General features: G+C 71.7%; 24 protein-coding genes. 7 read left to right on the forward strand and 17 right to left on the reverse strand.

What is annotated here, in order from left to right; translation table 11 throughout:
- The first annotated feature begins 128 nt into the window (after positions 1-128).
- A complete protein-coding gene (locus ACFQPS_RS05120; RefSeq protein WP_377357005.1) occupies positions 129-890 on the forward strand; it encodes a HugZ family pyridoxamine 5'-phosphate oxidase in 762 nt (253 codons plus the stop codon).
- 267 nt (positions 891-1157) lie between these two features.
- Positions 1158-2756 carry a phosphoenolpyruvate carboxykinase gene (locus tag ACFQPS_RS05125; RefSeq protein ID WP_377357006.1) on the forward strand — a complete coding sequence of 533 codons (1599 nt, stop codon included), beginning with the start codon at positions 1158-1160 and terminating at the stop codon, positions 2754-2756.
- Positions 2757-3081: 325 nt separating this feature from the next.
- Here the strand turns inward: ACFQPS_RS05125 and infC are convergent, their stop codons facing one another.
- The 4 genes from infC to ACFQPS_RS05145 all read right to left on the reverse strand — a co-directional run bounded on the left by infC (position 3082) and on the right by ACFQPS_RS05145 (position 8252).
- Entirely contained in the window at positions 3082-3621 is a 540-nt protein-coding gene (infC, locus tag ACFQPS_RS05130) for a translation initiation factor IF-3 (RefSeq protein ID WP_377357339.1), read from the reverse strand.
- A gap of 168 nt (positions 3622-3789) precedes the next feature.
- On the reverse strand, positions 3790-5745 hold the full coding sequence (gene thrS, locus ACFQPS_RS05135) for a threonine--tRNA ligase (RefSeq protein WP_377357341.1): 1956 nt from the start codon (positions 5743-5745) through the stop codon (positions 3790-3792).
- A 180-nt stretch (positions 5746-5925) separates the two neighbouring features.
- Positions 5926-6891, reverse strand: coding sequence for a glycosyltransferase family 9 protein (locus ACFQPS_RS05140; protein WP_377357008.1), 966 nt, complete (start codon positions 6889-6891; stop codon positions 5926-5928).
- The gene (locus tag ACFQPS_RS05145) at positions 6888-8252 is read right to left on the reverse strand and encodes a glycosyltransferase family 4 protein (protein WP_417715169.1); all 1365 of its coding nucleotides are present in this window, start codon (positions 8250-8252) and stop codon (positions 6888-6890) included. The genes ACFQPS_RS05140 and ACFQPS_RS05145 overlap by 4 nt, the downstream gene beginning before the upstream one ends.
- 112 nt (positions 8253-8364) lie before the next feature.
- Here ACFQPS_RS05145 and ACFQPS_RS05150 point away from each other — a divergent pair, with 112 nt between their 5' ends.
- Together ACFQPS_RS05150 and ACFQPS_RS05155 are read left to right on the forward strand one after the other, a co-directional pair.
- Entirely contained in the window at positions 8365-9069 is a 705-nt protein-coding gene (locus tag ACFQPS_RS05150; protein ID WP_417715170.1) for an alpha/beta hydrolase, read from the forward strand.
- A gap of 2 nt (positions 9070-9071) precedes the next feature.
- Complete coding sequence (locus tag ACFQPS_RS05155) at positions 9072-9875, forward strand: class I SAM-dependent methyltransferase (protein WP_377357011.1); 804 nt, start codon at positions 9072-9074, stop codon at positions 9873-9875.
- A gap of 22 nt (positions 9876-9897) precedes the next feature.
- Here ACFQPS_RS05155 and ACFQPS_RS05160 read toward each other — a convergent pair whose 3' ends face one another.
- The 8 genes from ACFQPS_RS05160 to ACFQPS_RS05195 all read right to left on the reverse strand — a co-directional run bounded on the left by ACFQPS_RS05160 (position 9898) and on the right by ACFQPS_RS05195 (position 16708).
- Entirely contained in the window at positions 9898-10341 is a 444-nt protein-coding gene (locus tag ACFQPS_RS05160; RefSeq protein ID WP_377357013.1) for a DUF6841 family protein, read from the reverse strand.
- Positions 10342-10366: 25 nt separating this feature from the next.
- On the reverse strand, positions 10367-11266 hold the full coding sequence (locus tag ACFQPS_RS05165; RefSeq protein ID WP_377357015.1) for a ParB/RepB/Spo0J family partition protein: 900 nt from the start codon (positions 11264-11266) through the stop codon (positions 10367-10369).
- The gene (locus ACFQPS_RS05170) at positions 11259-12083 is read right to left on the reverse strand and encodes a ParA family protein (protein WP_377357016.1); all 825 of its coding nucleotides are present in this window, start codon (positions 12081-12083) and stop codon (positions 11259-11261) included. Before ACFQPS_RS05170 ends, ACFQPS_RS05165 begins: the two co-directional genes overlap by 8 nt.
- A 5-nt stretch (positions 12084-12088) precedes the next feature.
- Positions 12089-12724, reverse strand: coding sequence for a 16S rRNA (guanine(527)-N(7))-methyltransferase RsmG (gene rsmG / locus ACFQPS_RS05175; protein ID WP_377357018.1), 636 nt, complete (start codon positions 12722-12724; stop codon positions 12089-12091).
- A gap of 30 nt (positions 12725-12754) precedes the next feature.
- Entirely contained in the window at positions 12755-14614 is a 1860-nt protein-coding gene (gene mnmG, locus ACFQPS_RS05180; RefSeq protein ID WP_377357019.1) for a tRNA uridine-5-carboxymethylaminomethyl(34) synthesis enzyme MnmG, read from the reverse strand.
- A gap of 55 nt (positions 14615-14669) precedes the next feature.
- Positions 14670-15989, reverse strand: a complete 1320-nt coding sequence (gene mnmE / locus ACFQPS_RS05185; protein ID WP_377357021.1) for a tRNA uridine-5-carboxymethylaminomethyl(34) synthesis GTPase MnmE — start codon at positions 15987-15989, stop codon at positions 14670-14672.
- A 75-nt stretch (positions 15990-16064) separates the two neighbouring features.
- A complete protein-coding gene (locus ACFQPS_RS05190; protein WP_377357023.1) occupies positions 16065-16451 on the reverse strand; it encodes a (2Fe-2S) ferredoxin domain-containing protein in 387 nt (128 codons plus the stop codon).
- Positions 16448-16708, reverse strand: coding sequence for a DUF6489 family protein (locus ACFQPS_RS05195; protein ID WP_377357025.1), 261 nt, complete (start codon positions 16706-16708; stop codon positions 16448-16450). Before ACFQPS_RS05195 ends, ACFQPS_RS05190 begins: the two co-directional genes overlap by 4 nt.
- 236 nt (positions 16709-16944) lie before the next feature.
- Here ACFQPS_RS05195 and ACFQPS_RS05200 point away from each other — a divergent pair, with 236 nt between their 5' ends.
- The 3 genes from ACFQPS_RS05200 (at position 16945) to ACFQPS_RS05210 (ending at position 20846) form a co-directional block, all read left to right on the forward strand.
- Complete coding sequence (locus ACFQPS_RS05200; RefSeq protein ID WP_377357026.1) at positions 16945-19011, forward strand: thioredoxin domain-containing protein; 2067 nt, start codon at positions 16945-16947, stop codon at positions 19009-19011.
- Between the two features lie 112 nt (positions 19012-19123).
- A complete protein-coding gene (locus tag ACFQPS_RS05205; protein ID WP_377357028.1) occupies positions 19124-19819 on the forward strand; it encodes a dienelactone hydrolase family protein in 696 nt (231 codons plus the stop codon).
- Positions 19820-19871: 52 nt separating this feature from the next.
- Positions 19872-20846: a quinone oxidoreductase family protein gene (locus tag ACFQPS_RS05210; RefSeq protein ID WP_377357030.1), complete on the forward strand. Its 975-nt coding sequence runs from the start codon at positions 19872-19874 to the stop codon at positions 20844-20846.
- 76 nt (positions 20847-20922) lie between these two features.
- Here the strand turns inward: ACFQPS_RS05210 and dnaQ are convergent, their stop codons facing one another.
- The 5 genes from dnaQ to ACFQPS_RS05235 are packed head-to-tail and all read right to left on the reverse strand — an operon-like array spanning position 20923 to position 24694.
- Positions 20923-21606, reverse strand: a complete 684-nt coding sequence (dnaQ, locus tag ACFQPS_RS05215) for a DNA polymerase III subunit epsilon (RefSeq protein WP_377357032.1) — start codon at positions 21604-21606, stop codon at positions 20923-20925.
- Positions 21606-22280: a dephospho-CoA kinase gene (gene coaE, locus ACFQPS_RS05220; RefSeq protein WP_377357034.1), complete on the reverse strand. Its 675-nt coding sequence runs from the start codon at positions 22278-22280 to the stop codon at positions 21606-21608. Before coaE ends, dnaQ begins: the two co-directional genes overlap by 1 nt.
- A gap of 55 nt (positions 22281-22335) precedes the next feature.
- Entirely contained in the window at positions 22336-23184 is an 849-nt protein-coding gene (locus ACFQPS_RS05225; protein WP_377357036.1) for a shikimate dehydrogenase, read from the reverse strand.
- Positions 23181-23798 (reverse strand): Maf family protein, encoded by a 618-nt coding sequence (locus ACFQPS_RS05230; protein ID WP_377357038.1) that lies wholly within the window; start codon positions 23796-23798, stop codon positions 23181-23183. Before ACFQPS_RS05230 ends, ACFQPS_RS05225 begins: the two co-directional genes overlap by 4 nt.
- Positions 23799-23830: 32 nt before the next feature.
- On the reverse strand, positions 23831-24694 hold the full coding sequence (locus ACFQPS_RS05235; RefSeq protein WP_377357040.1) for a pyruvate, water dikinase regulatory protein: 864 nt from the start codon (positions 24692-24694) through the stop codon (positions 23831-23833).
- Between the last annotated feature and the right edge of the window lie 386 nt (positions 24695-25080).

Here is a 25080-nt window from a genome sequence, read left to right on the forward strand (position 1 = left end):
GATCCATCGGGTCTAGGATCGCCTGCAATATGGCATCATTTGGATCGCGGGACACGGGGTCCTGGCGCAGCGGACGGTGGAAGCCGCGCGGACGGGGCCGCATGGGAGTGCCAGCACGGGAGGCGACGATGACCGGGATGAGCATGCCCCCGCCGGGGACGGCCTGGATGGGGGAGGGGCCGGCGACCGGCCGGGCGGTGATGCGCGGCAGCGGCCGGGCGGCGCTGGCGACGGCGCAGCGCGACAGCGGCGGCTGGCCGCTGCCGTCGCTGGTGCTGGTGGCGCTGGACCTGGACGCCACGCCGCTGCTGCTGCTCTCCGGGCTGGCGGAGCACACCCGCAACCTGGAGCGGGACCCGCGGGCCGGGCTGCTGTTCGACGGCACCGCCGGGCTGGACGAACCGCTGACCGGCCCGCGCCTGTCCGTGCTGGGGCGGATGGAGCGCACGGCGGACCCGCGGCTGCGCGACCGTTTCGTGGCGCGCCACCCGGAAGCGGCGCAGTATGCCGGCTTCTCCGACTTCGCCCTGTGGCGGCTGCGGCCGGAGCGGGCGCATCTGGTGGCCGGCTTCGGCCGCATCCGCTGGATCGCGGGCGACGACCTGCTGCTGCCGGCCACGGCCTGGAGCGAACTGGCGGAGCGGGAAGGGGACATCGTCGGCCACATGAACGCGGACCATGCCGACGCGGTGGCGCTCTACGCCACCGTCCTGGCCGGCCGGCCGGCCGGCGACTGGCGCCTGACCGGGCTGGACCCGGAGGGCTGCGACCTGCGCGCCGGCGGTGCCACGGCACGGCTGCCCTTCGAGCGGACCGTCACGACGGCGGAAGAGGCGCGGGCGGAACTGGTCCGGCTGGTCCGACGGGCGCGGTCCGCGCAACCTGCGTGAGAAGCGACCCGCACCGCTCCGGAGCCGTCTGCCCTGCGTAATCCGAAATGTCGTATGGCAAAGCTCGCGTAGCTCCCCCCTTGGCGGAGGGTTGCGGGCCGTTGGGCAGAACGGTAAGTCTACACGGCCGTTACATCAGGGCACCGTTACAGGGGCAGGCGCCGGTCCGCGCGCCGCCCCCTTGCTTGCGTGCAGTGTGCCGGGCATGCAGGGAACCGGGCCCGTCGCCCCCGTGCGATCGCACCAGAGGAGAACGCCAAAGTGCACATGACCGGTCCCGTCATCAGCAGCTTCGGCCTGGATTACCTGGGCCTGAGCCACCTGAAGGCCGCGCATTGGAACCTTTCCGCCGCCGCGCTCTATGAGCTGGCGATCCGCCGCGGCGAAGCGCAGATGGCGAAGGACGGACCCCTGGTGGCCCTGACCGGCCAGCACACCGGCCGCTCCCCGAACGACAAGTACATCGTCCAGGAAGAGACCACCGCCGACCAGATCTGGTGGGGCAACAACAAGGCGATCTCCGAAGACGCGTTCGACCGTCTGTTCGCCCGCATGCAGGCCTATCTCCAGGGCCGCGAGGTCTTCGTCCAGGACCTCTATGCCGGCGCCGACCCGGACCACCGCCTGCCGGTCCGCATCGTGACCCAGCACGCCTGGCACAACCTGTTCGCCCAGAACATGTTCATCCGGCCGAAGCTGTGCGACCGCCGGGAATTCGAGCCGGGCTTCACCGTCCTGCAGGTGCCCGACTTCCGCGCCGTGCCGGAGCGTGACGGCACCCGGACCGAGACCTTCATCCTGGTCAACTTCAAGCAGCGCCTGGTCCTGATCGGCGGCACCAGCTATGCCGGCGAGATCAAGAAGTCGGTCTTCACGATCCTGAACTTCCTGCTGCCGGCGCGCGGCATCCTGCCGATGCACTGCTCGGCCAACATCGGCCCGGCCGGCGACACGGCGATCTTCTTCGGCCTGTCGGGCACCGGCAAGACCACGCTGTCGGCCGACGGCAGCCGTACCCTGATCGGCGACGACGAGCACGGCTGGTCCGACACCTCGGTCTTCAACTTCGAGGGCGGCTGCTACGCCAAGGTGATCCGCCTGTCGCCCGAGGCCGAGCCGGAGATCTATGCCACCACCCGCCGCTTCGGCACGGTGCTGGAGAACGTCGTCATGGACCCGGGCACCCGGGAGCTTGACCTGGACGACGCGCGCCACACCGAGAACACCCGCGCCTGCTACCCGATCGACTTCATCCCCAATGCCAGCGACAGCGGCATGGGCGGGCAGCCGCAGAACATCATCATGCTGACGGCGGACGCCTTCGGCGTGCTGCCGCCGATCTCCAAGCTGACGCCCGAGCAGGCGATGTACCACTTCCTGTCCGGCTACACCTCGCGCGTGGCCGGCACGGAGAAGGGGGTGACGGAGCCGCAGGCGACCTTCAGCACCTGCTTCGGCGCGCCCTTCATGCCGCGCCATCCCAGCGTCTACGCCAAGCTGCTGGGCGAGCGCATCTCCCGCGGCGGCGCCAACTGCTGGCTGGTCAACACCGGCTGGACCGGCGGCGCCTACGGCACCGGCAAGCGGATGTCCATCGCCCACACCCGCGCCCTGGTGCGCGCGGTGCTGGACGGCCGTCTGGCCACCGTCCCGCATGTCGCGGAGGCGAGCTTCGGCCTCATGGTGCCGGAGGGCTGCGACGGCGTGCCGGCCGAGGTGCTCCAGCCGAAGAACACCTGGACCGACAAGCGCGCCTACGACGACACGGCGCGCGAGGTGGCCCGCCGCTTCGAGGCGAACTTCACCCAGTTCGCCGAGCATGTGGACGAGAAGGTGCGCGGCGCCGGCGTGAAGGTCGCCGCCTGACCGGCAGCGCACCCGCGCAACGGATCGGCAAGGGCCGGGGGAGCGATCCCCCGGCCCTTCGCTTTTGCGGGGTCCGGACGCGGAATCGGTGAGGGGATTGGCCGGGTCCGGCCCGCGGCGCATCCCTTCTGTACCGGGCTGCAACGGGAGGGAGAGATACCGCATCGTCGGCCGAGCGGGTCCGCAGGCGCCGCGCTGCCCTGCTGGACTTCCTGGATGCCGGCGGGGCGGACCTGGAAACGGAAAACCCCCGCCGCGGGGCCGCGGGCGGGGGTTTCGCAAGGACGGTCGGCCGGGGCAGGGGCGCCGGCCGGGCTCACCGCGGTCAGCGGGGAGCCAGCACCATGATCATCTGCTTGCCTTCGAGCTTCGGCATCTGCTCGACCTTGGCCAGATCATCCAGGGTGTCGCGCACCTTCACGAGGATGTTCATGCCGAGGTCCTGGTGCGCCATCTCACGGCCGCGGAAGCGCATGGTCACCTTGACCTTGTCGCCTTCCTCAAGGAAGCGGCGCATGTTGCGCATCTTGATGTCGTAGTCGTGATCATCGATGTTCGGCCGGAGCTTGACCTCCTTGACCTCGATGATCTTCTGCTTCTTGCGGGCCTCGTTCGCCTTCTTCTGCGCCTCGTACTTGAACTTGCCATAGTCGAGGATCTTGCAGACCGGCGGATCGGCATTCGGGCTCACCTCCACGAGGTCGAGTCCAGCCTCCTCGGCGGAGATCAGCGCATCACGCAGGCTGACCACGCCGACCATGTCGCCGTTCTGATCGATCAGGCGGACGGAGCGGACATTGATCTCGCGGTTGATCCGGGGTCCGTCGCGCTGGGGTTCCCGGTCTTGGGGGGTAGGCCGTGCTATGGAACCTTCTCCTTCGTCTGAGGGTGCCCGCCGCGGGGTCCGGAAGGACCCGGCCGGTTCAGCGGAACGCCCTGGTTGGTACTCTGACTGGTTGTCACTCTACCTGTGTCGTCGCTCCGACGGAACTCCCGAAGGGGTTCCGCCGGGCCCCGCGGCCGGACCGCAAGGTCAGAACGCGGGCGAAACGGCTTCGGCACCCGCGGGACTGCGGGCCTCATCCTTGAGTCTAGCAACGGCATCGCCCAGGGCAAGGACTTCCTGATCCTTGCCGCCAAGGCGTCGCACCGCCACGGTGCCCTGTTCGGCCTCGCGCGCGCCGACCACGAGCATGACCGGAACCTTGGCCAGGCTGTGTTCCCGGACCTTCAGGTTGATCTTCTCGTTGCGCACGTCGGCCTCGACCCGCAGCCCGGCGCGGCGAAGCGTCTCGGCCACGGTCTGCGCATAGGCGTCGGCCTCCGACACGATGGTGGCGACCACCACCTGCACCGGGGCCAGCCAGAGCGGGAACTTGCCGGCATAGTGCTCGATCATCATGCCGATAAACCGTTCCAGGCTGCCCAGGATGGCCCGGTGCAGCATGACCGGACGGTGCCGGGCGCCGTCCTGCCCGATGTAGCTGGCGTCCAGCCGTTCGGGAAGCTGGAAATCCAGTTGCAGGGTGCCGCACTGCCAGGACCGGCCGATGGCGTCGGTCAGGTGGAATTCCACCTTCGGCCCGTAGAAGGCGCCCTCGCCCGGCAGTTCCTCGAATTCCAGATCATTGGCACGCAGGGCCACGCGCAGGCTTTCTTCCGCCTTGTCCCAGGTCTCGTCCGTGCCCAGACGCACATCGGGGCGCAGCGCCAGCTTCACCGCGATCCTGTCGAAGCCCAGATCCTTGTAGACGCCGAGCTGGAGCGCGAAATATTCCTTCGCCTCCTGCCCCACCTGATCCTCGGTGCAGAAGATATGGGCGTCGTCCTGGGTGAAGTTGCGCACCCGCAGGATGCCGTGCAGGGCGCCCGACGGTTCATTGCGGTGGCAGTTGCCGAACTCGGCCATGCGCAGCGGCAGGTCGCGGTAGCTCTTCAGCCCCTGACGGAAAATCTGCACATGGGCCGGGCAGTTCATCGGCTTCACGCCGAGGAACTTCTCGGTGCCGTCCTCGGCCACGGATTCCCGGATCTTGAACATGTTGTCGCCATACATGTCCCAGTGGCCGGACGCCTTGAACAGGCTGCTGTCATAGAGCTGGGGCGTGCGCACCTCCACATAGCCGGCGGCGTCCAGCTTGGTGCGGATGTAGTTCTCCAGCGTCCGGTAGAGCGCCCAGCCCTTGGGATGCCAGAAGACGGAGCCGACGGCCTCCTCCTGCACATGGAACAGGTCCATCTCGCGGCCCAGCTTGCGGTGGTCGCGCTTCTCCGCTTCCTCGATCTGGTGCAGGTGGTCGGCCAGCTCCTTCTCGGTGCGCCACGCCGTGCCGTAGATGCGCTGGAGCATCTCGTTGCGGGAGTCGCCGCGCCAGTAGGCGCCGGCCACCTTCATCAGCTTGAAGGCGTGACCCACCTTGCCGGTGCTGGGCAGGTGCGGGCCGCGGCAGAGGTCGTACCACTGGCCCTGGCGGTAGATCGTGATCGTCTCCGTCGCGGGCAGGTCCTCGATGATCTGGGCCTTGTACTTCTCGCCGATCGACGTGAAGTGCTCGATCGCCTCGTCGCGCTTCCAGACCTCCCGCGTGAAGGGGGCGTCGGCGTTGACGATCTCGTGCATCTTCGCCTCGATCTTCACCAGATCGTCGGGCGTGAAGGGCTCGGACCGGGCGAAATCGTAGTAGAAGCCGGTGGCGATGGCCGGGCCGATCGTCACCTGGGTGCCGGGATAGAGGGCCTGCACCGCCTCCGCCATGATGTGGGCAGCGTCGTGCCGGATCAGCTCCAGCGCCTCCGGGCTCTCGCGCGTCAGGATCTCCAGCCGGCAGTCCTGCTCGACGGGGAGCGCGAGGTCGCGCTCCTTGCCGTCGATCTTCACCGCCAGCGCCGCCTTGCCCAGGCTCTTGGCGATGGCGCTGGCGATCTGGCCCCCGGTAGTGCCGCGCGGAAAGGTTCGCACGCCGCCGTCGGGCAGCGTGATGGAGACCATATCCTGCGCAGAGGCTTCCGCCATCGTCATGGCACTCACCGGACCTTGGTAGTTGAAGGAACCCTTTTCGGGAGGTGGGACTTTGGTGAGCCGTTCCGCCCGATGTCAAGACCGGGAGATGGGCGATTCCCGTGACGCGGGGAAGGGTTGCGTGCGACACATCCCCGGACGCCGGCCGGTTCAGACCCCGGCGAGGCCGGCCAGCGCCGCCGCCACCTCCGCCACCGGCAGCGCCGACAGGTCGTCGCGCTTCAGCCAGGCCGTGCGCGGCCCCCAGGGGGCGGAGCGGACGGGATCGGTGTGGTGGGACATGAGCATCAGGGTGGGGCAGCCCGCCGCCGCCGTCAGGAACACCGGCCCGGTGTCGTTGCCGACCGTGGCCGCCGCCCGCCGGGCGAGGCTGCCGAGCTGGGCGAGGCTGGTGCGGCCGACAAGATCCAGCGCCCCCGGACAGTCGGCCAGGATGCGGTCGGCGGCATCGCGGTCGGCGGCGGTGCCGACCAGCACCGGCACGGTGCCGGCCTCCAGCAGCGACCGGCCCAGCGCCGCATAGTGCGCCGGCGGCCAGCGCTTGTGCGGCAGATGGGGGGAGCAGCCGGGCACCAGCAGCACGAAGGGGCCGGCCGGCGCCACCCCGTCCACGGGGGCCGCCAGCCAGGACAGATCGGCCGCCCCCGCATCCGCCACCCCGCCCGCGGCAAGCACGGCCAGATAGCGGTCGCGGTTGTGCCGGCCCGCAAGCGCCGCGGGATCGGCCACCGGCCAGCGCGGCGCCGGACCGGGCCAGAGCAGCCGGCGGTAGAGCCGGGTGCGCGGCTTGGCCTGGAGGTCGTAGACGACGTCCAGCCGCGCCCCGCGCAGCAGCGCGCGGATGTGCCAGTAATGCGCCGGGCTGCGGCTGCGCCCGTCCTCCCAGACCCGGTCGAACCAGGGCATGGTCCGGCCGAAGCCGGCGAAGGCGGGCTTGGTCAGCAGCGCGACCTCCGCCCCCGGATGGCGGGCGCGCACGGCATGGAAGGCATCGAAGCACTGGATCAGGTCACCCAGCGCGCCCAGCCGGATGACCAGCACGCGCCGGGCCGTGTCCCCGGCCCCAGCCGCGGCCCCGGCCGCGGTCTCCGTCGCCGCCGCGGCCGGCGGGCTCACGGCAGCGCGGCGGGCCGGCCCCCGGCCGCCCGCTCCGCCAGCAGTTCGGCATAGACGGCGAGCGTGGCGAGGCACATGCCGTCGCGGGTGAAGCGTTCGCGCACGTAGCGCATCGCCTCCAGCCCCACGGCCCGGCGCTCCAGCGGGGTCAGGTCCAGCACCGACGCGATGGCGCCGGCCAGCGCCTCGGCATCGCCGGGCGGCACGACAAGGCCGGTCTGCCCGTTCACCAGCGTCTCCTTCACCGCGCCGAGGTCGGAGACGATCACCGGCCGGCCCATGGCCTGCGCCTCCACGATGACCCGGCCGAACGCCTCCGGCTCGACCGAGGCGCTGACCACCACGTCGGACAGCATGTAGGCGGCCGCCATGTCGGCGCAGTGGCCGGCGATGGTGACCTGGCTGTCCAGACCCAGGGCGCGGATGCGGGCCTCCAGCTCCTGGCGGTAGTCGGTGCGGCCCTGGTCGCCGCCCACCAGCACGGCGCGCACGTCGCTGCGCCCCAGCTTCGCCATCGCCTCGATCAGCACGAGCTGGCCCTTCCAGCGGGTCAGCCGGCCCGGCAGCAGCACGACGCGGTGGTCGTCGGGCAGGCGCCAGTCGCGCGCCAGCACGGCCATGCGCGCCTGGGTCACCTTGGCCGGGACGAGGGTGGCGACATCCACGCCGCGATGGATCAGCCGCAGCCGGTCCGGCCCGACGCCGTAGCAGTCGGCGACATGCCCGGCGACGAAGCCGCTGACGGCGATCACCCGGTCGCCCCGAGCCATCACCGAATTGTAGCGCTGCTTCAGGCGGCCCTTGAAATTGTAGGGGGCATGGAAGGTGGTGACGAAGGGCACGCCGCAGCGCCGCGCCGCCCAGAGCGCGCTCCAGGCCGGGGCGCGCGAGCGGGCATGCACGATGTCCACCCCTTCCGCCCGGATCAGCGCCGCCAGCCGCGCCGCGTTGCGGTAGATGGTGACGGGGTTCTTGCTGTCCACCGGCAGGGTGATGTGGCGGGCGCCGTAGCGTTCCAGCTCGCGCGCCATCGGCCCGCCGGCGGAGACGACCAGGGCACGGCCGCCGGCCCGCTGGATCGCGGCGGCCATGTCGATGCAGCCGCGCTCCGCCCCGCCCGTGACCAGGGTGGGGATGACCTGGAGCACCACCGGCCGCCCGCCGCCGAACCAGGAGGCCACGGCCTCCGCCGCCTCCGGACCGGCCTGGGCGGCGCCGGGGAAGCCGGCATCGTCCTCTCCGTCGGATGCGTCAGGACCCGGCAGGTCGGGATCGTCCCCCGCGGGGGCGGCCGACGGGGCCGGGTTGTCGTCGGGATCGGTGGCCGCTAGGGTGCCGGGCAGCTCGGCCGGGACGGTCATGGGCGTAGCATCGACAGGGGACGGCATGGGTGCGCCGATACATAGCCTGACCCGGGGCACCGCCACCATAGCTTATCGACGGACCCTGCCCCGGCGCCCGGGCGGGCCGGGCGTGATCTTCCTGGGCGGCTTCCGTTCGGACATGACCGGGACCAAGGCGGTGGCGCTGGAGGCCTGGGCGGAACGGCAAGGGCTCGGCTGCGTCTGCTTCGACTACCAGGGCCACGGCCGGTCCTCCGGCCGCTGGGAGGACGGCACCGTCGGCACCTGGCTGGAGGACGCGCTGGCCGTGCTGGACCGGGCGACGGAGGGGCCGCAGGTGCTGGTCGGCTCCAGCATGGGCGGCTGGATCGCGCATCTTGTCGCCCTCGCCCGGCCGGACCGGGTCGCGGGGCTGGTCTGCGTCGCCCCGGCGGCGGACTTCACCGAGCGGCTGATCCGCCAGCGCCTGTCGCCGGAGCAGACGGCGGCGCTGGAGCGGGACGGCTTCTTCGTGCAGCCCAGCGCCTACGACCCGGCCGGCTACCGCATCACGCGGGCGCTGCTGGACGAGGGGCGGCGGCATCTGCTACTGGGCCGGCCGATCCCGGTCCGCTGCCCGGTGCGGCTGCTGCACGGCCAACGGGACGCCGACGTGCCCTGGCGCTTCAGCCTGGATCTGGCCGGCGACCTGGAAAGCGACGACGTGCGCGTCGTGCTGGTGAAGGACGGGGACCACCGGCTGTCGCGGCCGCAGGACATCGACCTGCTGTGCCGCACGGTGGGGGAACTGACGGCCGCCCGGGAACGGCCGGGGAACATTGCGGAGGGGATGTGAGCATGCCTGCCTGCCCGGCCTGCGGGGCCGAGACCTGGACCCCGGTGGCCAGCCACGAGGACTGGGCCGCCACGGCCCGCACCGCCCCGGACCAGCGCCGCGACATGGCGGCCCTGGTCGCCGCCGACCCGGCGCTGGACTTCGGCGGCCTCTGCCGCTGCGGGCGCTGTGGTCTGGTGAGCGTCGAGCGCATCCCGTCGGCGGACGCGCTGGCCGGCTTCTACACGGCCTACTATGCCAGCCGGTCCTATTCCACGAAGGCGGCCAGCAAGCTGCGCCGCGCGCGGCGCCGCATCGCCGGGCTGAAGGCGGCGGCGCCGGGCAATCGCTTCCTGGACATCGGCTGCAACCTGGGATTTGCCGTGGAGGCCGCACGCGACCTGGAATTGCAGGCGACCGGCATCGAGATCGACCCCGACGCCGTGGCCCGCGCCCGCGTGCGGGTGGAGAACGCAACCTTCCACATCGCCGAGGCGGAGGCCTTCGCCGCGGCGGGGAAGGGGCCGTTCGACATCCTCTACTGCACCGAGGTGATCGAGCATGTGCGCGATCCCGACGCCTTCGCCGCGGCGCTGGCGCGGCTGGCGGCCCCGGGGGCGGTGCTGTTCCTGACCACGCCGGACGGCGGCCACTGGCGGGTGCCGCGCGACTTCACCCGCTGGCCGGAGGTGAAGCCGCCGGAGCATCTGCGCTGGTTCACCCGCGAGGCCCTGCGCCGGCTGTTCGACCGGCACGGCTTCGACGTGGGCTTCGGCTTCAACCTGAAGCCCGGCCACCGCATGCGGGCCCGCCGCCGGGCCGGGTGACCCCGCAGCCGGGCCGGCTGCCTCATGTGGCGGGGGAGGTGGGGCCGGGCGTGCCGAGGGCGGCGAGGGCCTGCGGCTCCTCCGGGCTAACGACGATGGCGAGCTTCCAGCCCGTCTCCGACCGGCGCAGCAGATAGATCGTCGTCCAGCCGGAGATGCCCTCGCCGTCGCGCGAGCGCAGGATCCAGCGCACCTCCGCCCGCACCAGATCGTGGTTGTAGGCCACGGTAATGGCCGCGGCCGGCACCGGCCAGGCCATGCCCAGGTGCCGGTACGCCTCCATCTGGGCGCCCAGGAAGGCGCGCGCCTGCTCCCGCTCGGGGAAGACCCGCGGGCCGGCCGCCGTGACCACCGTCAGGGGATGGTCGTGGTGGTCCATCACCCGGTCCAGGTCGTAGGCGGCGAAGGCCTCCGAATAGGTGTGGAAGAAAGCGCCGGCCTTCTCCGCCGTCATCTCGTCGGCCATGGGGTCCCTCCCTGGTGTCGTCGGTTCAGCGCCGTCCCAGGATACGGGTCAGCACCCCGTCCAACTGGTCGAGCGTCTTGTAGTGGATCTGCAACACGCCCTTGGGCCCGCGCCCGGCGACGACGACCTTGAGCCCCAGCGCGGTCGAAACCTCGCGCTCCAGCGCCACGGTGTCGGGCGGCTTCACGGCCGGCAGCTTCGCCTGCCGCCCGGCCGCGGCGTCCTTCACGAGCTGTTCGGTCTGGCGCACGTTGAGGCCGCGCTTCACCACCTCCTGCGCCAGGGCGGCGGGGTCGTGCGCCGTCAGCAGGGCGCGGGCATGGCCCATGCTGAGCTGCCCCTCCTGCACGAGCTGCTTCACCTCGTCCGGCAGGGCCAGCAGGCGCAGCATGTTGGCGACATGGCTGCGGCTCTTGCCGACGGCGCGGGCAAGGTCCTCCTGCGTGTGGGAGAACTCGTCCATCAGCCGGCGGAAGCCCTCGGCCTCCTCCAGCGGGGTCAGGTCCTGGCGCTGGATGTTCTCGATCAGCGCGATTTCCAGCGCCTCGCGGTCCGACAGGGTCCGGACCAGCACCGGCACCTCATGCAGCCCGGCAAGCTGGGCGGCCCGCCAGCGCCGCTCGCCGGCGATGATCTCGAAGCTGGGCGCGCCGGGCGGCGAATCCTCGTCCTTGCGGACGAGCAGGGGCTGCAACACGCCGCGCTCGCGCACGCTGTCCACCAGCGCGCGCATCTCCTCGTCGTCGAAGCGGCGGCGGGGCTGGTAGCGGCCGGGATGGAGCTGGTCGATCGGCACCAGCCGGGTCAGGCGGACGCGGTCGGCCGGCTCGCCTTCCGCCGGGGCGGCATCCCCGAACAGGGCGGACAGGCCGCGACCAAGGCCGCCGGGCCGCTTGCGGGGTTCTTCCTTGCGCACGTCATCCATAGGCCAACTGCCGCTTCCGCTCACGCTTCAGAACTTCCCCGGCCAGATGGATGTAGGCCTGCGCGCCCGCCGAACGGTAATCGTAGAGCAGCACCGGCTTGCCATGGCTGGGGGCTTCGGAGACCCGCACGTTGCGGGGGATCACCGTCTCGAACACCTTGTCCCCGAAGAAGCCGCGCACATCCGCAGCGACCATGTCGGACAGGTTGTTGCGGCGGTCGAACATGGTCAGCACCACGCCCTGGATGTCCAGCGCCGGGTTGAAGGCGCGCTTCACCCGTTCGATGGTGCGGACCAGATGCGACAGCCCCTCCAGCGCGTAGAACTCGCACTGCAAGGGCACCAGCACGGCATCCGCCGCGGCCAGCGCGTTCAGCGTCAGCAGGCCCAGGGCAGGGGGGCAGTCGATCAGGACATAGTCGTAGCCACCCTGGGAGCGGGCCAGCGCATCCTTCAGCCGGTACTCGCGCCGCTCCACGTTCACCAGCTCGACCTCCGCCCCGGACAGTTCGACCGAGGCGGTGACGAGGGAGAGGTTCGGCACGTCCGTGGGCACCGTCACCTCCTCCAGCCGGCTGTCGCCGAACAGCAGGTCGTAGATGCCGATGCCCCGGTCGCTCTGGCTGATGCCCAGCCCGGTGGAGGCGTTGCCCTGGGGGTCGTTGTCGATGATCAGCACGCGCTTGCCGATGGCGGCCAGCGCGGTGCCGAGATTGATGGTGGTCGTGGTCTTGCCCACGCCGCCCTTCTGGTTGGCCAACGCGATGACCCGCGGGGTCGGCCTGGCCTGGGCTGCGGAAGTGGTTCCGTCTGGCACGGGGATCAGCCTATCTGCATGCCCCGGGGGGCGATCTCGCTCAAGCGGAGCAGGGCGCCGGACGGGTCGGTCCGGCTCGGGAATTCCTCGACCCGCATTGTCCAGGAATCCCGGGCGCGGGTCAATTCGTCGGCGGCGGTGCGGCCCTTGGGAAACAGGCAGACGCCGCCCGGCCTTAAGAATCGGACCGCCAGCGGCAGCAGGGCGGAGAGATCGGCCAGCGCGCGGGCGGACACCGCATCAGCCGGCGGGGCGTCGGCCTGTTCCGCCCGCTGCGCATGGACCGTGGCGGGCGCCCCGGTGACCCGCGCCACCTCCCGCAGGAAGGCGGCCTTGCGCCCGTCGGACTCGATCAGATGCACCTCCGGCACGCCCAGGATCGCCAGGACAAGGCCTGGGAAGCCCGCCCCGGAGCCGAGATCGACCAGCACCCGCGTACCCTCCGGCAGCAGCGCGAAGAGCTGGGCGGAATCCGCGAAATGCCGCTCCCAGACATCGTCCAGGGTCGAGCGGGCGACCAGATTGATGGCCGGGTTCCACTTGCGCAGCAGCGCCTCATAGGCGGCGAGGCGGTCCAGTGTTTCACGTGAAACACCGAAGGCGGCCTGGAAATCGGTGGCCTTGAAACGGGTATTGCTCATCGGGTCCGTCGGTCGGTGGGGCGCCCGCGATCAGGCTGCCGCGGGGCGGCGCTTGACGTGGCGCAGGAGGGCGGTCAGGGCGGCGGGGGTCATGCCGGGGATGCGGGCGGCGGCCCCCAGGGTGGCGGGACGTACCTGCCGCAGCTTCTGCCGGATCTCGGCGGACAGGGAGGCGATGGCGTCCGGGTCCAGATCGGCGGGCAGCCCCAGCGCCTCATCCTTGCGGAAGGCGCGGATGTCGGCCTCCTGCCGCTCCAGATAGCCCGCATACTTGCCGTCGATCTCCACCTGCTCGGCGATCTCCGCCGGCAGGGCCGCCAGCTCCGGCCAGACGGCGGCAAGGCGGGCGATGTCCACCTCCGGATAGCGCAGGAGGTCCAGCACCGTGCGGCGCACGCCGTCGCGGTTCACAGGGATGCCGTGGCGGGCCAGCTCGTTCGGCGTGGCGGCCAGCGATGTCGCCAGCGCCCGCGCCGCGGCCAGCGCGTCCGCCTTCCGCTGGAACGCCTCCGCCCGCCGGCTGCCGACGACGCCGACCGACAGGCCGCGCGGGGTCAGCCGCTGGTCGGCATTGTCGGCGCGCAGCAGCAGCCGGTATTCGGCGCGGCTGGTGAACATGCGGTAGGGCTCGGTCGTGCCGCGGGTGATCAGATCGTCGATCAGCACGCCGATATAGCCCTCGGCCCGGTCCAGCACGAAGGGGTCCCCGCCCGCCACGGCGAGGGCGGCGTTGACCCCGGCCATCAGGCCCTGGGCCGCCGCCTCCTCATAGCCGGTGGTGCCGTTGATCTGGCCGGCCAGGAAGAGGCGCGGCAGCCGCTTCGTCTCCAGCGTGGCGGCAAGCTCCCGCGGGTCCACGAAGTCGTATTCGATGGCATAGCCGGGACGCAGCATCACGGCCCGCTCCAGCCCCGGGATGGCGGCCAGCATCTCGCGCTGCACCTCCTCGGGCAGGCTGGTGGAGATGCCGTTGGGATAGACCGTGTCGTCGTCCAGCCCCTCCGGCTCCAGGAAGATCTGGTGCCGCTCCTTGTCGGCGAAGCGGACGACCTTGTCCTCGATGCTGGGGCAGTAGCGCGGGCCGGTGGATTCGATCTGGCCGGAATAGATCGGCGCCCGGTGCAGATTGGTCCGGATCAGCGCATGCACCGCCGGCGTCGTCCAGGTGATGGCGCAGGCGACCTGCGGCGTCGTGATCCGCTCCGTCAGCGTGGAGAAGGGCGGGGGCGGGTCGTCGCCCGGCTGGCTCTCCAGCCCGGCCCAGTCGATGCTGCGGCCGTCCAGCCGTGCCGGGGTGCCGGTCTTCAGCCGGCCGAGCGGGAAGCCCAGCCGCGCCAGCGTGGCGGACAGGCCGAGCGCCGGCGCCTCACCGACACGGCCGGCGGGAATCCGGCGCTCCCCGATATGGATCAGGCCGCGCAGGAAGGTGCCGGTGGTCAGCACCACGGCCCCGGCGCGGATCTCCTCACCGTCCGCCGTCCGCACGCCGCAACAGGTGCCCGCGGCGTCCAGCAGCAGGTCCTCCACCGCCGCAGCGACCAGCTCCAGGCCCGGCTGGGCACGCAGGGCCGCCTGCATCGCCTCGCGGTAGAGCCGGCGGTCGGCCTGCGCCCGCGGGCCGCGGACGGCCGGGCCCTTGGAGCGGTTCAGCACGCGGAACTGGATGCCGCCCTGGTCGATGACGCGGGCCATCAGCCCGTCCAGGGCGTCGATCTCGCGCACGAGATGGCCCTTGCCCAGACCGCCGATGGCCGGGTTGCAGGACATCTCGCCGATGGTTTCGATGCGGTGGGTCAGCAGCGCCGTGCGCGCGCCCATCCGCGCGGCCGCCGCCGCGGCCTCGCAGCCCGCATGGCCGCCGCCCACCACGATCACGTCGAAGCTTCGCATGGCGCGGAATGTATGGGCGGGGCGGGGCGGAGTCCAGCCGCTCCCGCGGCGGGGCTCACTTGCCGATGCAGAAGTCGCGGAAGATCACGTCCAGCAGGTCCTCCACATCCACCCGGCCGGTGATGCGGCCCAGCGCGCGGGCAGCAAGGCGGACATCCTCCGCCGCCAGCTCGGGCAGCGGCGCCTCCAGCGCGCGGGCGAGGGAGGCGCCGCACGCCTCCAGCGCCGCCCGGTGCCGGGCGCGGGTGAGGGAGGGGGCGGCGGCGGGGGCGTAGCGCGCCTCCACCGCCGCGGTCAGGGTCGCCAGCAGCGCGGCCAGCCCCTGGCCCGTGGCGGCGGAAACGCCCAGCGCCGGCCGGCCCGCCAGCTCCGCCGGAAGCGCCCCGGCCAGATCGGCCTTGTTCAGCACGACCAGCGCATCCTCCCCGGCCAGGGCCAGCGTCGCCGGATCGGGGGGCAGGGTGGCGTCGAACACCAGGAGCGTCAGGTCGGCCCGCGCCGCCCGGTCCAGGGCGCGGCGGATGCCCTCGCTCTCCACCGCGTCCAGGGTTTCGCGCAGGCCGGCGGTGTCCGCCAGGGTGACGGGATAGCCGCCGAGATCGAGCGCCACCTCGATCACATCGCGGGTGGTGCCGGCCTGGGCGCTGACGATGGCGACGTCGCGCCGGGCGATGGCGTTCAGCAGGCTGGACTTGCCGGCGTTGGGCGCGCCCAGGATGGCGATGGCGATGCCGTCGCGCAGCCGCTCGCCGCGGTGCCCGTCGGCCAGATGCGCCGCGATCTCCGCCAGCAGGTCCCGCACCACCGGCCGCACGGAGTCCGTCAGCCCGCCGGGCAGGTCCTCCTCGGGGAAGTCGATCTCCGCCTCCAGGTGCGCCAGCGCCCGCAGCAGCCGGTGCCGCCAGTCCTCGTAGAGCCGGCCCAGGGCGCCGTCCATCTGGCGCAGGGCCTGGCGGCGCTGGGCCGCCGTCTCCGCCGCCACCAGATCGGCGATGGCTTCCGCCTCCGTCAGGTCCAGCTTGCCGTGCTCGAAGGCGCGGCGGCTGAACTCGCCCGGCTCCGCCACCCGCAGGCCGAGCGCCGTCAGCGCCTCCGTGGCGGCGGCCAGCACCGCGCGGCCGCCATGCAGGTGCAGCTCCGCCACATCCTCCCCGGTGAAGCTGGCGGGGGCGGGGAACCAGAGCAGCAGGGCGCGGTCGAAGACCTCCCCGCCAGCGGGATCGCGCAAGGCGGCGAGCGTCGCCTGCCGCGGCGGCGGCAGCCGGTCCGACAGCCGGACCAGGGCCGGACCGGCCAGCGGCCCGGACAGGCGCACGACCTGTACCCCGCCGCGACCGGGGGCCGTGGCGGGGGCGAAGATGGTATCCGTCGTCATCGTCGATGTTTCACGTGAAACACGGGGTCCGCCCTGGTGGCACGGACACCCACAGCCGTTGCGGTCCCGCCCGTCCTATTCCGCCGCCGCCAGCCGGGCGGCCACATCCTCCGGCTTCCGGTCCTCCGGACGCAGCATCAGCCGCTCGACCCGGCCGCCGCGGACCAGATGCGTCTCCAGGATCTCGTCGATGTCGGCTTCCGAAGAGAAGCCGTACCAGACCCCCTCCGGATAGATCACCATGACCGGCCCCAGCTCGCAGCGGTCCAGGCAGCCTGCGGCGTTGACCCGGATGCCGCGCAGGCCCAGCGCGGTCGCCCGCTTCTTCATGTAGTCGCGCAGCGGTTCGGCCCCGCGGCGCTTGCAGCTCCCGCGCGGGTGGCCCTCCGGCCTCTCGTTGGTGCAGCAGAAGACATGGGCCCGGTAGTAGGGGGCCGGGTCCTGGGTATCCTGGTCGTTCACTTCTTCTGATCCTTGCCGCTTCCGCCCATGGCGGAGGCCATCTGGTTCCACATGAATTTCTGCATCTGCTCCAGGTTCTGGAGCCCGACCGGAAGCCAGGTCTTCAGCATGACCTCCGGGTCCATGGCCGCGATGTTGGCGCTGATCCGCTCCTGAAGCTGTTGCATCAGGGCGTCCTGCATGGGCTTCACGTCCGGCAGACCCAGGAAGGCGCGGGCCTCCTCGGGGGTGCAGTCGATGTCGACGGAAATCTTCATGCGCTGTTCCCCTCCGTTCCGGCGGACCGCCCCCGGTCTTCCGTCTCTTGTCCCGCTGTCCATCCGGCGTCCGCGGCGGGCCGGCCGGGGATCGGGCGGGGGCGAAAACCGCAATTGAATCAGGGCCATTTTTCCGGCGCACGCCAGTCTACACGACGCTATCCTGGAGGCAAAGGCAGCGCCGGGAAACGGCGACCGGTCCGGCAAGACGGATGCCGAACAGAGGGACAAGAGACATGGCGGACCCCGCGAACCTGCTGGGGCAGGAGACGAGCCCCTATCTGTTGCAGCACAAGGACAACCCGGTCCACTGGATGCCCTGGGGGCCGGAGGCCTTCGCCCGCGCCTGGGCGGAGGGCAAGCCCGTGCTGCTGTCGGTGGGCTATGCCGCCTGCCACTGGTGCCATGTCATGGCCCATGAGAGCTTCGAGGACCCGACCATCGCCATGATGATGAACGACCTGTTCGTCAACGTGAAGGTGGACCGGGAGGAGCGGCCGGACGTGGACCAGATCTACCAGTCGGCCCTGGCGCTGCTGGGCCAGCAGGGCGGCTGGCCGCTGACCATGTTCCTGACGCCCGAGGGGGAGCCCTTCTGGGGCGGCACCTATTTCCCGCCGGAACGCCGCTGGGGCCGCCCCGGCTTCGCCGACGTGCTGCTGGGCGTCAGCACCACCTACCGGCAGGAGCCGGACAAGGTGGGGCGCAACACCGCCGCGCTGAAGGACGCGCTGCACCGGCTGGCGCAGAACCGGCCGGGGGCCGGGGTGGACATCGACCTGCTGGACGAGGTGGCGGCGCGGCTGGTGCAGGAGGTCGATCCCGTCCATGGCGGCATCGGCTCTGCCCCGAAGTTCCCGCAGACCGGCATCTTCGAGCTGCTCTGGCGGGCCTGGAAGCGCACCGGCCGGGAGGATTGCCGCGCGGCCGTCGTCACCACCCTGACGCGGATGAGCCAGGGCGGCATCTACGACCATCTCGGCGGCGGCTATGCCCGCTATTCCACCGACCAGGAATGGCTGGTGCCGCACTTCGAGAAGATGCTCTACGACAACGCCCAGCTCATCGACCTGCTGACCACCGTCTGGCAGGAGACGCGCGACCCGCTGTTCGAGGCGCGGGTGCGGGAGACGGTCGGCTGGGTGCTGCGGGAGATGGTCTCCGGCCCGGACGATCCCGCCGGCGGCGGCTTCGCCGCCACCCTGGACGCCGACAGCGAGGGGGAGGAGGGCCGCTTCTACGTCTGGACCCGGGCGGAGGTGGAGCGGCGGCTGGGCGACCGCGCCGCGGCCTTCGCCCGCATCTACGACGTGACCGAGCGGGGCAACTGGGAAGGCACCTGCATCCTGAACCGCCTGCACCATCCGGAACCCGGCACCCCGGAGGAGGAAGCGGCGCTGGCGGCGATGCGGGCCGTGCTGTTCCAGGCGCGCGAAGCCCGCATCCGCCCCGGCTGGGACGACAAGGTGCTGGCCGACTGGAACGGGCTGATGATCGCGGCGCTGGCGCGCGCCGGGGCCGTGTTCGACGAACCGGCCTGGATCGCCGCCGCCCGCCGCGCCTACGACTTCGTGTGCGGGTCCATGCAGGACGCGGACGGCCGCCTCTGGCACTCCTGGCGGGCGGGGCGGCTGCGCCACCGCGGCACGCTGGACGATCAGGCCGCCATGGCGCGCGCCGCTTTGGCCCTGTTCGAGGCGACCGGCGACAGCACCTGCGTGGAGCAGGCCCGGCGCTGGGCCGCCGTGGCGGACGCGCAGTTCTGGGACACGGAGTCCGGCGGCTACTTCCTGACCGCGGCCGACGCCACGGACCTGATCGTGCGGCCGCGCAACGCTCAGGACAACGCCGTGCCCTCGGGCAACGGCACCATGCTGGGGGTGCTGGCGCGGCTCTGGCTGATCACGGGGGAGGCGGGCTGGCGCCGCCGCGCCGACGCCCTGGTCACCGCCTTCGGCGGCGAGCCGGGGCGCAACTTCTTCCCGCTGGCGACCTTCCTCAACAATGTCGAGCTGCTGCACCGGGCGGTGCAGGTGGTGGTGGCCGGCGATCCGGCGGCGGCGGACACGAGCGCGCTGCTGCGGGCGGTCCACGACGCGGGCCTGCCGACCCTGGTGCTGACCCCGGTCGCGCCGGGGGCGGACCTGCCGGACGGCCATCCGGCGGCGGGCAAGGGCATGGTCGGGGGCAGGGCGGCCGCCTATGTCTGCCGCGCCATGGCCTGTTCGCTGCCGGTGACGGACCCGGCGGCCCTGGCAGCACTTCTGCGTGAAGATCGGGTTACCCCGCCGCCCGCACCGTGACAAGGCGGGGACCCGCATATAGCATTCCCGCGGCTTTTCGTCCCGGCCCGCACGGCCGGACCCGATCCCGGACCGAACCGATCCCAGACCGAACCGAGCAAGGGGGGCACGCATGAGCGACGTCACGATCCAGGCGACCGACGGGGGCAGCTTCACCGGCTATCTGGCCGAACCGCCGTCGGGCCAGGGCCCGGGCATCGTGGTGATCCAGGAGATCTTCGGTGTGAACGAACAGATCCGGGACTACTGCGACTTCCTGGCCGGGCAGGGCTATTTCGCCCTCTGTCCCGACCTGTTCTGGCGGCAGGAGCCGGGCGTCCAGCTCACCGACCGGACCGAGGCGGAATGGCAGAAGGCGTTCAAGCTCTATCAGGGCTTCAACGAGGTGAAGGGGGTGGACGATCTGATCGCCGCGATGGAGCTTCTGCGCGACCATCCGGGCGTGACCGGCAAGGTCGGCGCGGTCGGCTTCTGCCTGGGCGGCAAGCTGGCCTATCTGATGGCGACGCGGTCGGACAGCGACGCCACGGTCGCCTATTACGGTGTGGGCATCGACCGCCATCTGGACGAATGCGCCGCCATCACCCGGCCGCTGCTGATGCACATCGCCGGCAAGGACAGCTTCGTCCCGCCCGAGGCGCAGGCCCAGATCAAGGACACCCTGGGCGGCAACAGTCTGGTCGCCATCTACGACTATCCCGACCAGCAGCACGCCTTCGCCCGGACCGAGGGCCAGCACTGGGACCCCGACGCCGCGCAGGCGGCGGAGGAACGGACGCTGGCCTTCTTCAGGGAACATCTGTTCTGATGGCGGGCGGCGCCATCGGGGCGCCGCAGCCATAGCCGAAGGACGGCGGACCATGGTTCACGCGATCCGCATCCACGAGACGGGCGGTCCCGACGTGCTGCGCTGGGAAAAGGTCGCCGTGGGCGACCCCGGTCCCGGCGAGGTGCGCCTGCGCCACACGGCCGTGGGGCTGAACTTCATCGACATCTATCACCGCAGCGGCCTCTACCCGCAGCCGCTGCCCTTCGTGCCGGGGATGGAAGCCGCCGGCGTGGTCGAGGCGGTGGGCGAGGGGGTGACCGGCTTCGCGCCCGGCGACCGCGTCGGCTACTGCTCCGGCCCGATCGGCGCCTATGCCGAGGCGCGGCTGATCCCGGCCCAGGGGCTGGTCGCCCTGCCGGACTGGCTGGACGACCGCACCGCCGCCGCCATGCTGCTCCAGGGCATGACGGCGCAGTACCTGCTGCGCCGGACCTACCGGGTGAAGCCGGGCGACAGCATCCTGATCCATGCCGCCGCCGGCGGGGTCGGGCTGATCGTCTGCCAGTGGGCCAGCGCGCTCGGCGCCACCGTGATCGGCACGGTCGGATCGGAGGAGAAGGCGGCGCTCGCGCGGGCGCACGGCTGCCACCACGCGATCAACTACACGCGGGAGGATTTCGTCGCCCGGGTGAAGGAGATCACCGGCGGCCGGGGAGTGGACGTGGTCTATGACAGCGTCGGCGCCGACACCTTCCTCAAGAGCATGGACTGCCTGCGCCGGCTGGGCATGCTGGTCAGCTTCGGCCAGTCTTCGGGCAAGCTGGCGCCGCTCGACACCGGCCTGCTGGCGGCCAAGGGCGGCCTGTTCCTGACCCGGCCGACGCTGTTCCAGTACATCGCCACCCGCGCGGAACTGGAGGAGACGGCCGCCGACCTGTTCGCCGTGGTCAAGGACGGCACGGTGAAGGTGGAGGTGCGCCAGACCTTCCCCCTGCGCGACGCGGCGGAAGCCCATCGCGCCCTGGAGGCCCGCCGCACCACCGGTTCCACCGTCCTGCTGCCCTGACGGTGCCGTCGCTCCGCGGGCAGCCTACGTATCCCGTAGGTCGCCGCGAGCCCGACGGGCGAGAGCCGACATGCCGCTACGACGACCGTGTCTGCCACAGGGGCGGGGTCTTGAAGCCCTTCAGGAAGGCCTCGTGCGCCTCCAGCTCCTCCGGCAGGGGGGCGTGCGGCCGCGGCTCGCGGCGGGGGCGCTCGGTGCGGAAGGAGGCCGCGGCCTGGGCGCCGGTGGGCGCCAGCACCAGGTCGGGCTGGCGGCCGCCCAGCAGCTCCAGATAGACCTCCGCCAGAAGCTGGGCGTCCAGCAGCGCGCCATGGTAGCTGCGGGCGGAATTGTCGATCTCGAACCGGCGGCAGAGCGCGTCCAGGCTGGCGGGCGCGCCGGGGAAGCGGCGCCGGGCCAGCACCACGGTGTCGATGGCACGGGCCGCGGGCAGGGTCCGCATGCCCAGCCGGGTCAGCTCCGCGTTCAGGAAGCCCACGTCGAACGTGGCGTTGTGGATGACCAGCGGGCTGTCCTGGATGAAGTCCAGGAACGGTCCGACGATCTCCGAAAAGATCGGCTGGCCGGACAGGAACTCGGTGGACAGGCCGTGGACGTTGAACGCCTCGATCGGCATGTCGCGTTCGGGGTTGATGTACTGGTGATAGGTGCGGCCGGTGGCGACGTGGTTCATCAGCTCGACGCAGCCGATCTCCACCACCCGGTCGCCGTTCAGGGCGTCGATGCCGGTGGTTTCCGTATCCAGCACGATCTCGCGCATCAGGTCCGTCCCGGTGTCCTGGGCGGCCGCGTCCCCCTGGGCGGGAACAGCGGCCGGTAGCCCCGCGGCGGCCAGATCCGGCCCCGCTCCATCCCCAACATTTTGACGATCCGGGTCAGCGCGATCAAGGTATGGCGTCTTCCCAGGCCGGTGGGCACCACGAAATCGGCCCGGCGGCGCTTCTCCCGGTCGGGCATCTGAAGCGCCAGGATGGCGGCCAGCTTCGCCGGACCCATGCCCGGCCGGGCCAGCACGCGGGCGCGCTGCACGGATGGCGGGGCGGAGACGACGGCAATCCGGTCCACCCGGTCCTCGCCGCGGCTCTCGAACAGCAGCGGGATGTCCAGCACCGCCACCTTCACCCGCCGGCGGGCGGCGCGGCGCAGGAAGCGGTCGGCATCGGCCCGCACCAGCGGATGCACCGCCGCCTCCAGCCGGCGCAGCGCCTCGGGCCGGCCGACGACCTGGGCCGACAGGGCGGCGCGGTCCACGGCGCCGTTCCGCACCGCGTCGGGAAACAGGGCCGCCACCACCGGCACCGCGGCCCCGCCGCGGGCATAGAGCCGGTGGACCGCGGCGTCGCTGTCATGCACCGGGCAGCCCAGCCGGCGCAGCATCGCCGCCGCGGTGGACTTGCCCATGCCGATGGAGCCGGTCAGCCCCAGCACGATCATCGCCGCCCCCCGGCCCGGGAGCGCAGCAGCGCCGGCCAGCCGGCGGGAGAGCGGCTCACAGCCCCTCCAGCACGAAGCGGCGCAGCTCCGGCGTCACCTTCGGCGCCAGCCCGAACCAGGCCTGGAAGCCCGGCCGCGCCTGGTGCAGCAGCATGCCCAGCCCGTCCACCACCGGGTTGCCGCGCTCCTTCGCCTGCTTCAGCAGCGGCGTCAGCAGCGGGGTATAGACGATGTCCGTCACCACGGCGGCCGGCGGCAGGCCCGCCAGCGGCAGGTCCAGCGCGGGCTGCCCGGCCATGCCCTGGGTCGTCGTGTTCACCAGCAGCCCGGCGTCGGCCAGGGCCGAGGCGCGCCATTCCCACGGGATCACCCGGACCGGCACGCCGGGGCCGAGGTCGGCCGCGAGCTCCTCCGCCCGGGCGCGGGTGCGGTTGACCAGACGCAGCTCCGGCACGCCGCTGTCCAGCAGCGCCACCGCCACGGCGCGGGCCGCGCCGCCGGCGCCGACCACCACGGCCGGCCCGGCCGCCGGGTCCCAGCCGGGGGCGCCGTCGCGCAGATTCTCCCGGAAGCCGAAGGCGTCGGTGTTGCGCCCCTCCAGGCTGCCGTCGGGGCGGACGACGATGGTGTTGACCGCGCCGATCCGCTTCGCCGCCGGGTCCAGCAGGTCCACCAGCCGGAACGCCGCCTCCTTGTGCGGGACGGTGACGTTGCAGCCGGCCAGCCCCAGCGCCGGCAGGGCGCGGATGGCCGGCTCGATCCGGTCGGGCGGCACCGGCAGCGGCACATAGGCGCCGTCGATGCCGTACTGTTGCAGCCAGAAACCGTGCAGGCGCGGGCTGCGGCTGTGCCCGACCGGCCAGCCCATGACGCCCGCGACCCTGGATTTGCCGGACAGGATCACGACGGCAGCACTCCGCGGGTGCGCAGGAAGCCCAGCAGCGGCAGCAGCGGCAGTCCCAGCACAGTGAAGAAGTCGCCGGTCACGGCGGTGAAGAGCTGCGCGCCCGGTCCTTCGAGCTGGTAGCCGCCGACGGAGGAGAGCACCGCCGGCCCGGCCACCGCGAGGTAGCGGTCCAGAAAGTCCGGCTCCAGCGGGCGCATGGTCAGCACCGCCTCGTCCACCGTGTGCCAGACCCGCTGCCCGCCCTGGAAGACCACGGCACAGGAGATCAGCCGGTGGCGCCGCCCGGCCAGGGCCAGAAGCTGCGCCCGCGCCGCCGCAGCATCCGCCGGCTTGTCGAACCAGACGCCGTCGCATTCCAGCATCTGGTCGGCGCCGATGACGGGGCGGTCCGGATGGCGGGCCGCCACGCGGGCGGCCTTCAGCTCGGCCAGGGCCTCGGCCACCGCCTGCGGCGGCAGGCCGCCGGCCCGGCAGGACCGTTTCACCTCGTCCTCGTCCACCGACGGCGGATCGACGATCACCGCCAACCCCGCCGACTCCAGCAGGCGCCGCCGCGTGGCGCTGCCGGACGCCAGCACGACCGGTCCGTTCGAGAGAGCGACCATGGCCATCGTTCTTCCCGTCTCCACCCCTGCCGACCCGCTCAGGCCGGCGCGCCGGCGGGACCCGTCTCGCCCGGGACGGCGCGCCGGCGGGCCAGGATCATCATCACCTCGGCCGCGGTCTCCTCGATCGACCGCCGGGTCACGTCGATCACCGGCCAGCCCTTGCGGCTGTAGAGGCGCCGCGCCTCCGACAGCTCCGCCCGGACCTTCTCCGGATCGGTGTAGCTGGTGTCCTCGCCCTGGTTCAACAGGCGCAGCCGGTTGCGCCGGATCTGCACCAGCCGCTCGGCGTCCTTGGTCAGCCCGACGACCAGCGGCCGGCGGAGCTGGTCCAGTTCCGGCGGCAGCGGACAGCCGGGAACGAAGGGCACGTTGGCGGCCTTGATGCCGCGGTTGGCCAGATAGATGCAGGTCGGCGTCTTCGAAGTGCGGCTGACCCCGACCAGGATCACGTCGGCCTCGTGCAGGTCCCAGGCGCTCTGCCCGTCGTCATGGCCCAGGGCGAAGTCCATGGCGTCGATGCGGCCGAAATATTCCGCGTCCAGCGCGTGCTGGCGGCCGGGCTGGCTCTGGCTCTCCAGCCCCAGATAGGCGCCCAGCGCGGCGATCAGCGGGTCCAGCACGGGGATGCAGGGAACCTGGAGGTCGCGGCAGGTGTCCTGGAGGCGCCGGCGCAACTGGTCGTTCACCAGGGTGAACATGACCAGGCCCGGCGTATCCCGGATGCCCTCGATGGCCATGTCGAGCTGCCGCTCCGTCCGCACCAGGTTCCAGAAATGCTCGATCGGCTGCACCCGGTCGAACTGGCTGACGCAGGCCCGCGCCACGGAATTGATCGTCTCTCCCGTGGCGTCGGAGACGAGGTGCAGGTGGAAGGTCTTCGTCGTCGTGTCCGTGTTCATCTGGCGCAGCGCCGCTCCCGTTACGGAAACCGGAATCAAAGGGTGAACAACCCGTCGGGTGCGGGGATAACCCGGGGCCTGCGACAGCATGCCCGAAATCGCTCCACGCGGCCGCTACGACTTGGCAGCAGGGATGCGCCCCGGGGGAGAAAACCGTCGCACCTCTCCGCAACACCGGGAAGACCGGTCGCCCGCCGCGACATTATCCCCAGGACTCAAGGCGGTCGGAACCTAGCGCAGATGCGGCCTGCCGCGCGATACCCGACGAACTGTCCACAGACATTTTCGGCGTGGATGACGATTGCCGCAGCCTGTGGATGGATTTGCGGGAAACATGAATTCCCGTTATCCACAGTCACAACTGTCACCCCCATTCCTTCTGATAC

Origin of the sequence: Rhodocista pekingensis, assembly GCF_042665545.1 — a bacterium.
In the GTDB taxonomy this organism is placed as follows: domain Bacteria; phylum Pseudomonadota; class Alphaproteobacteria; order Azospirillales; family Azospirillaceae; genus Rhodocista; species Rhodocista pekingensis.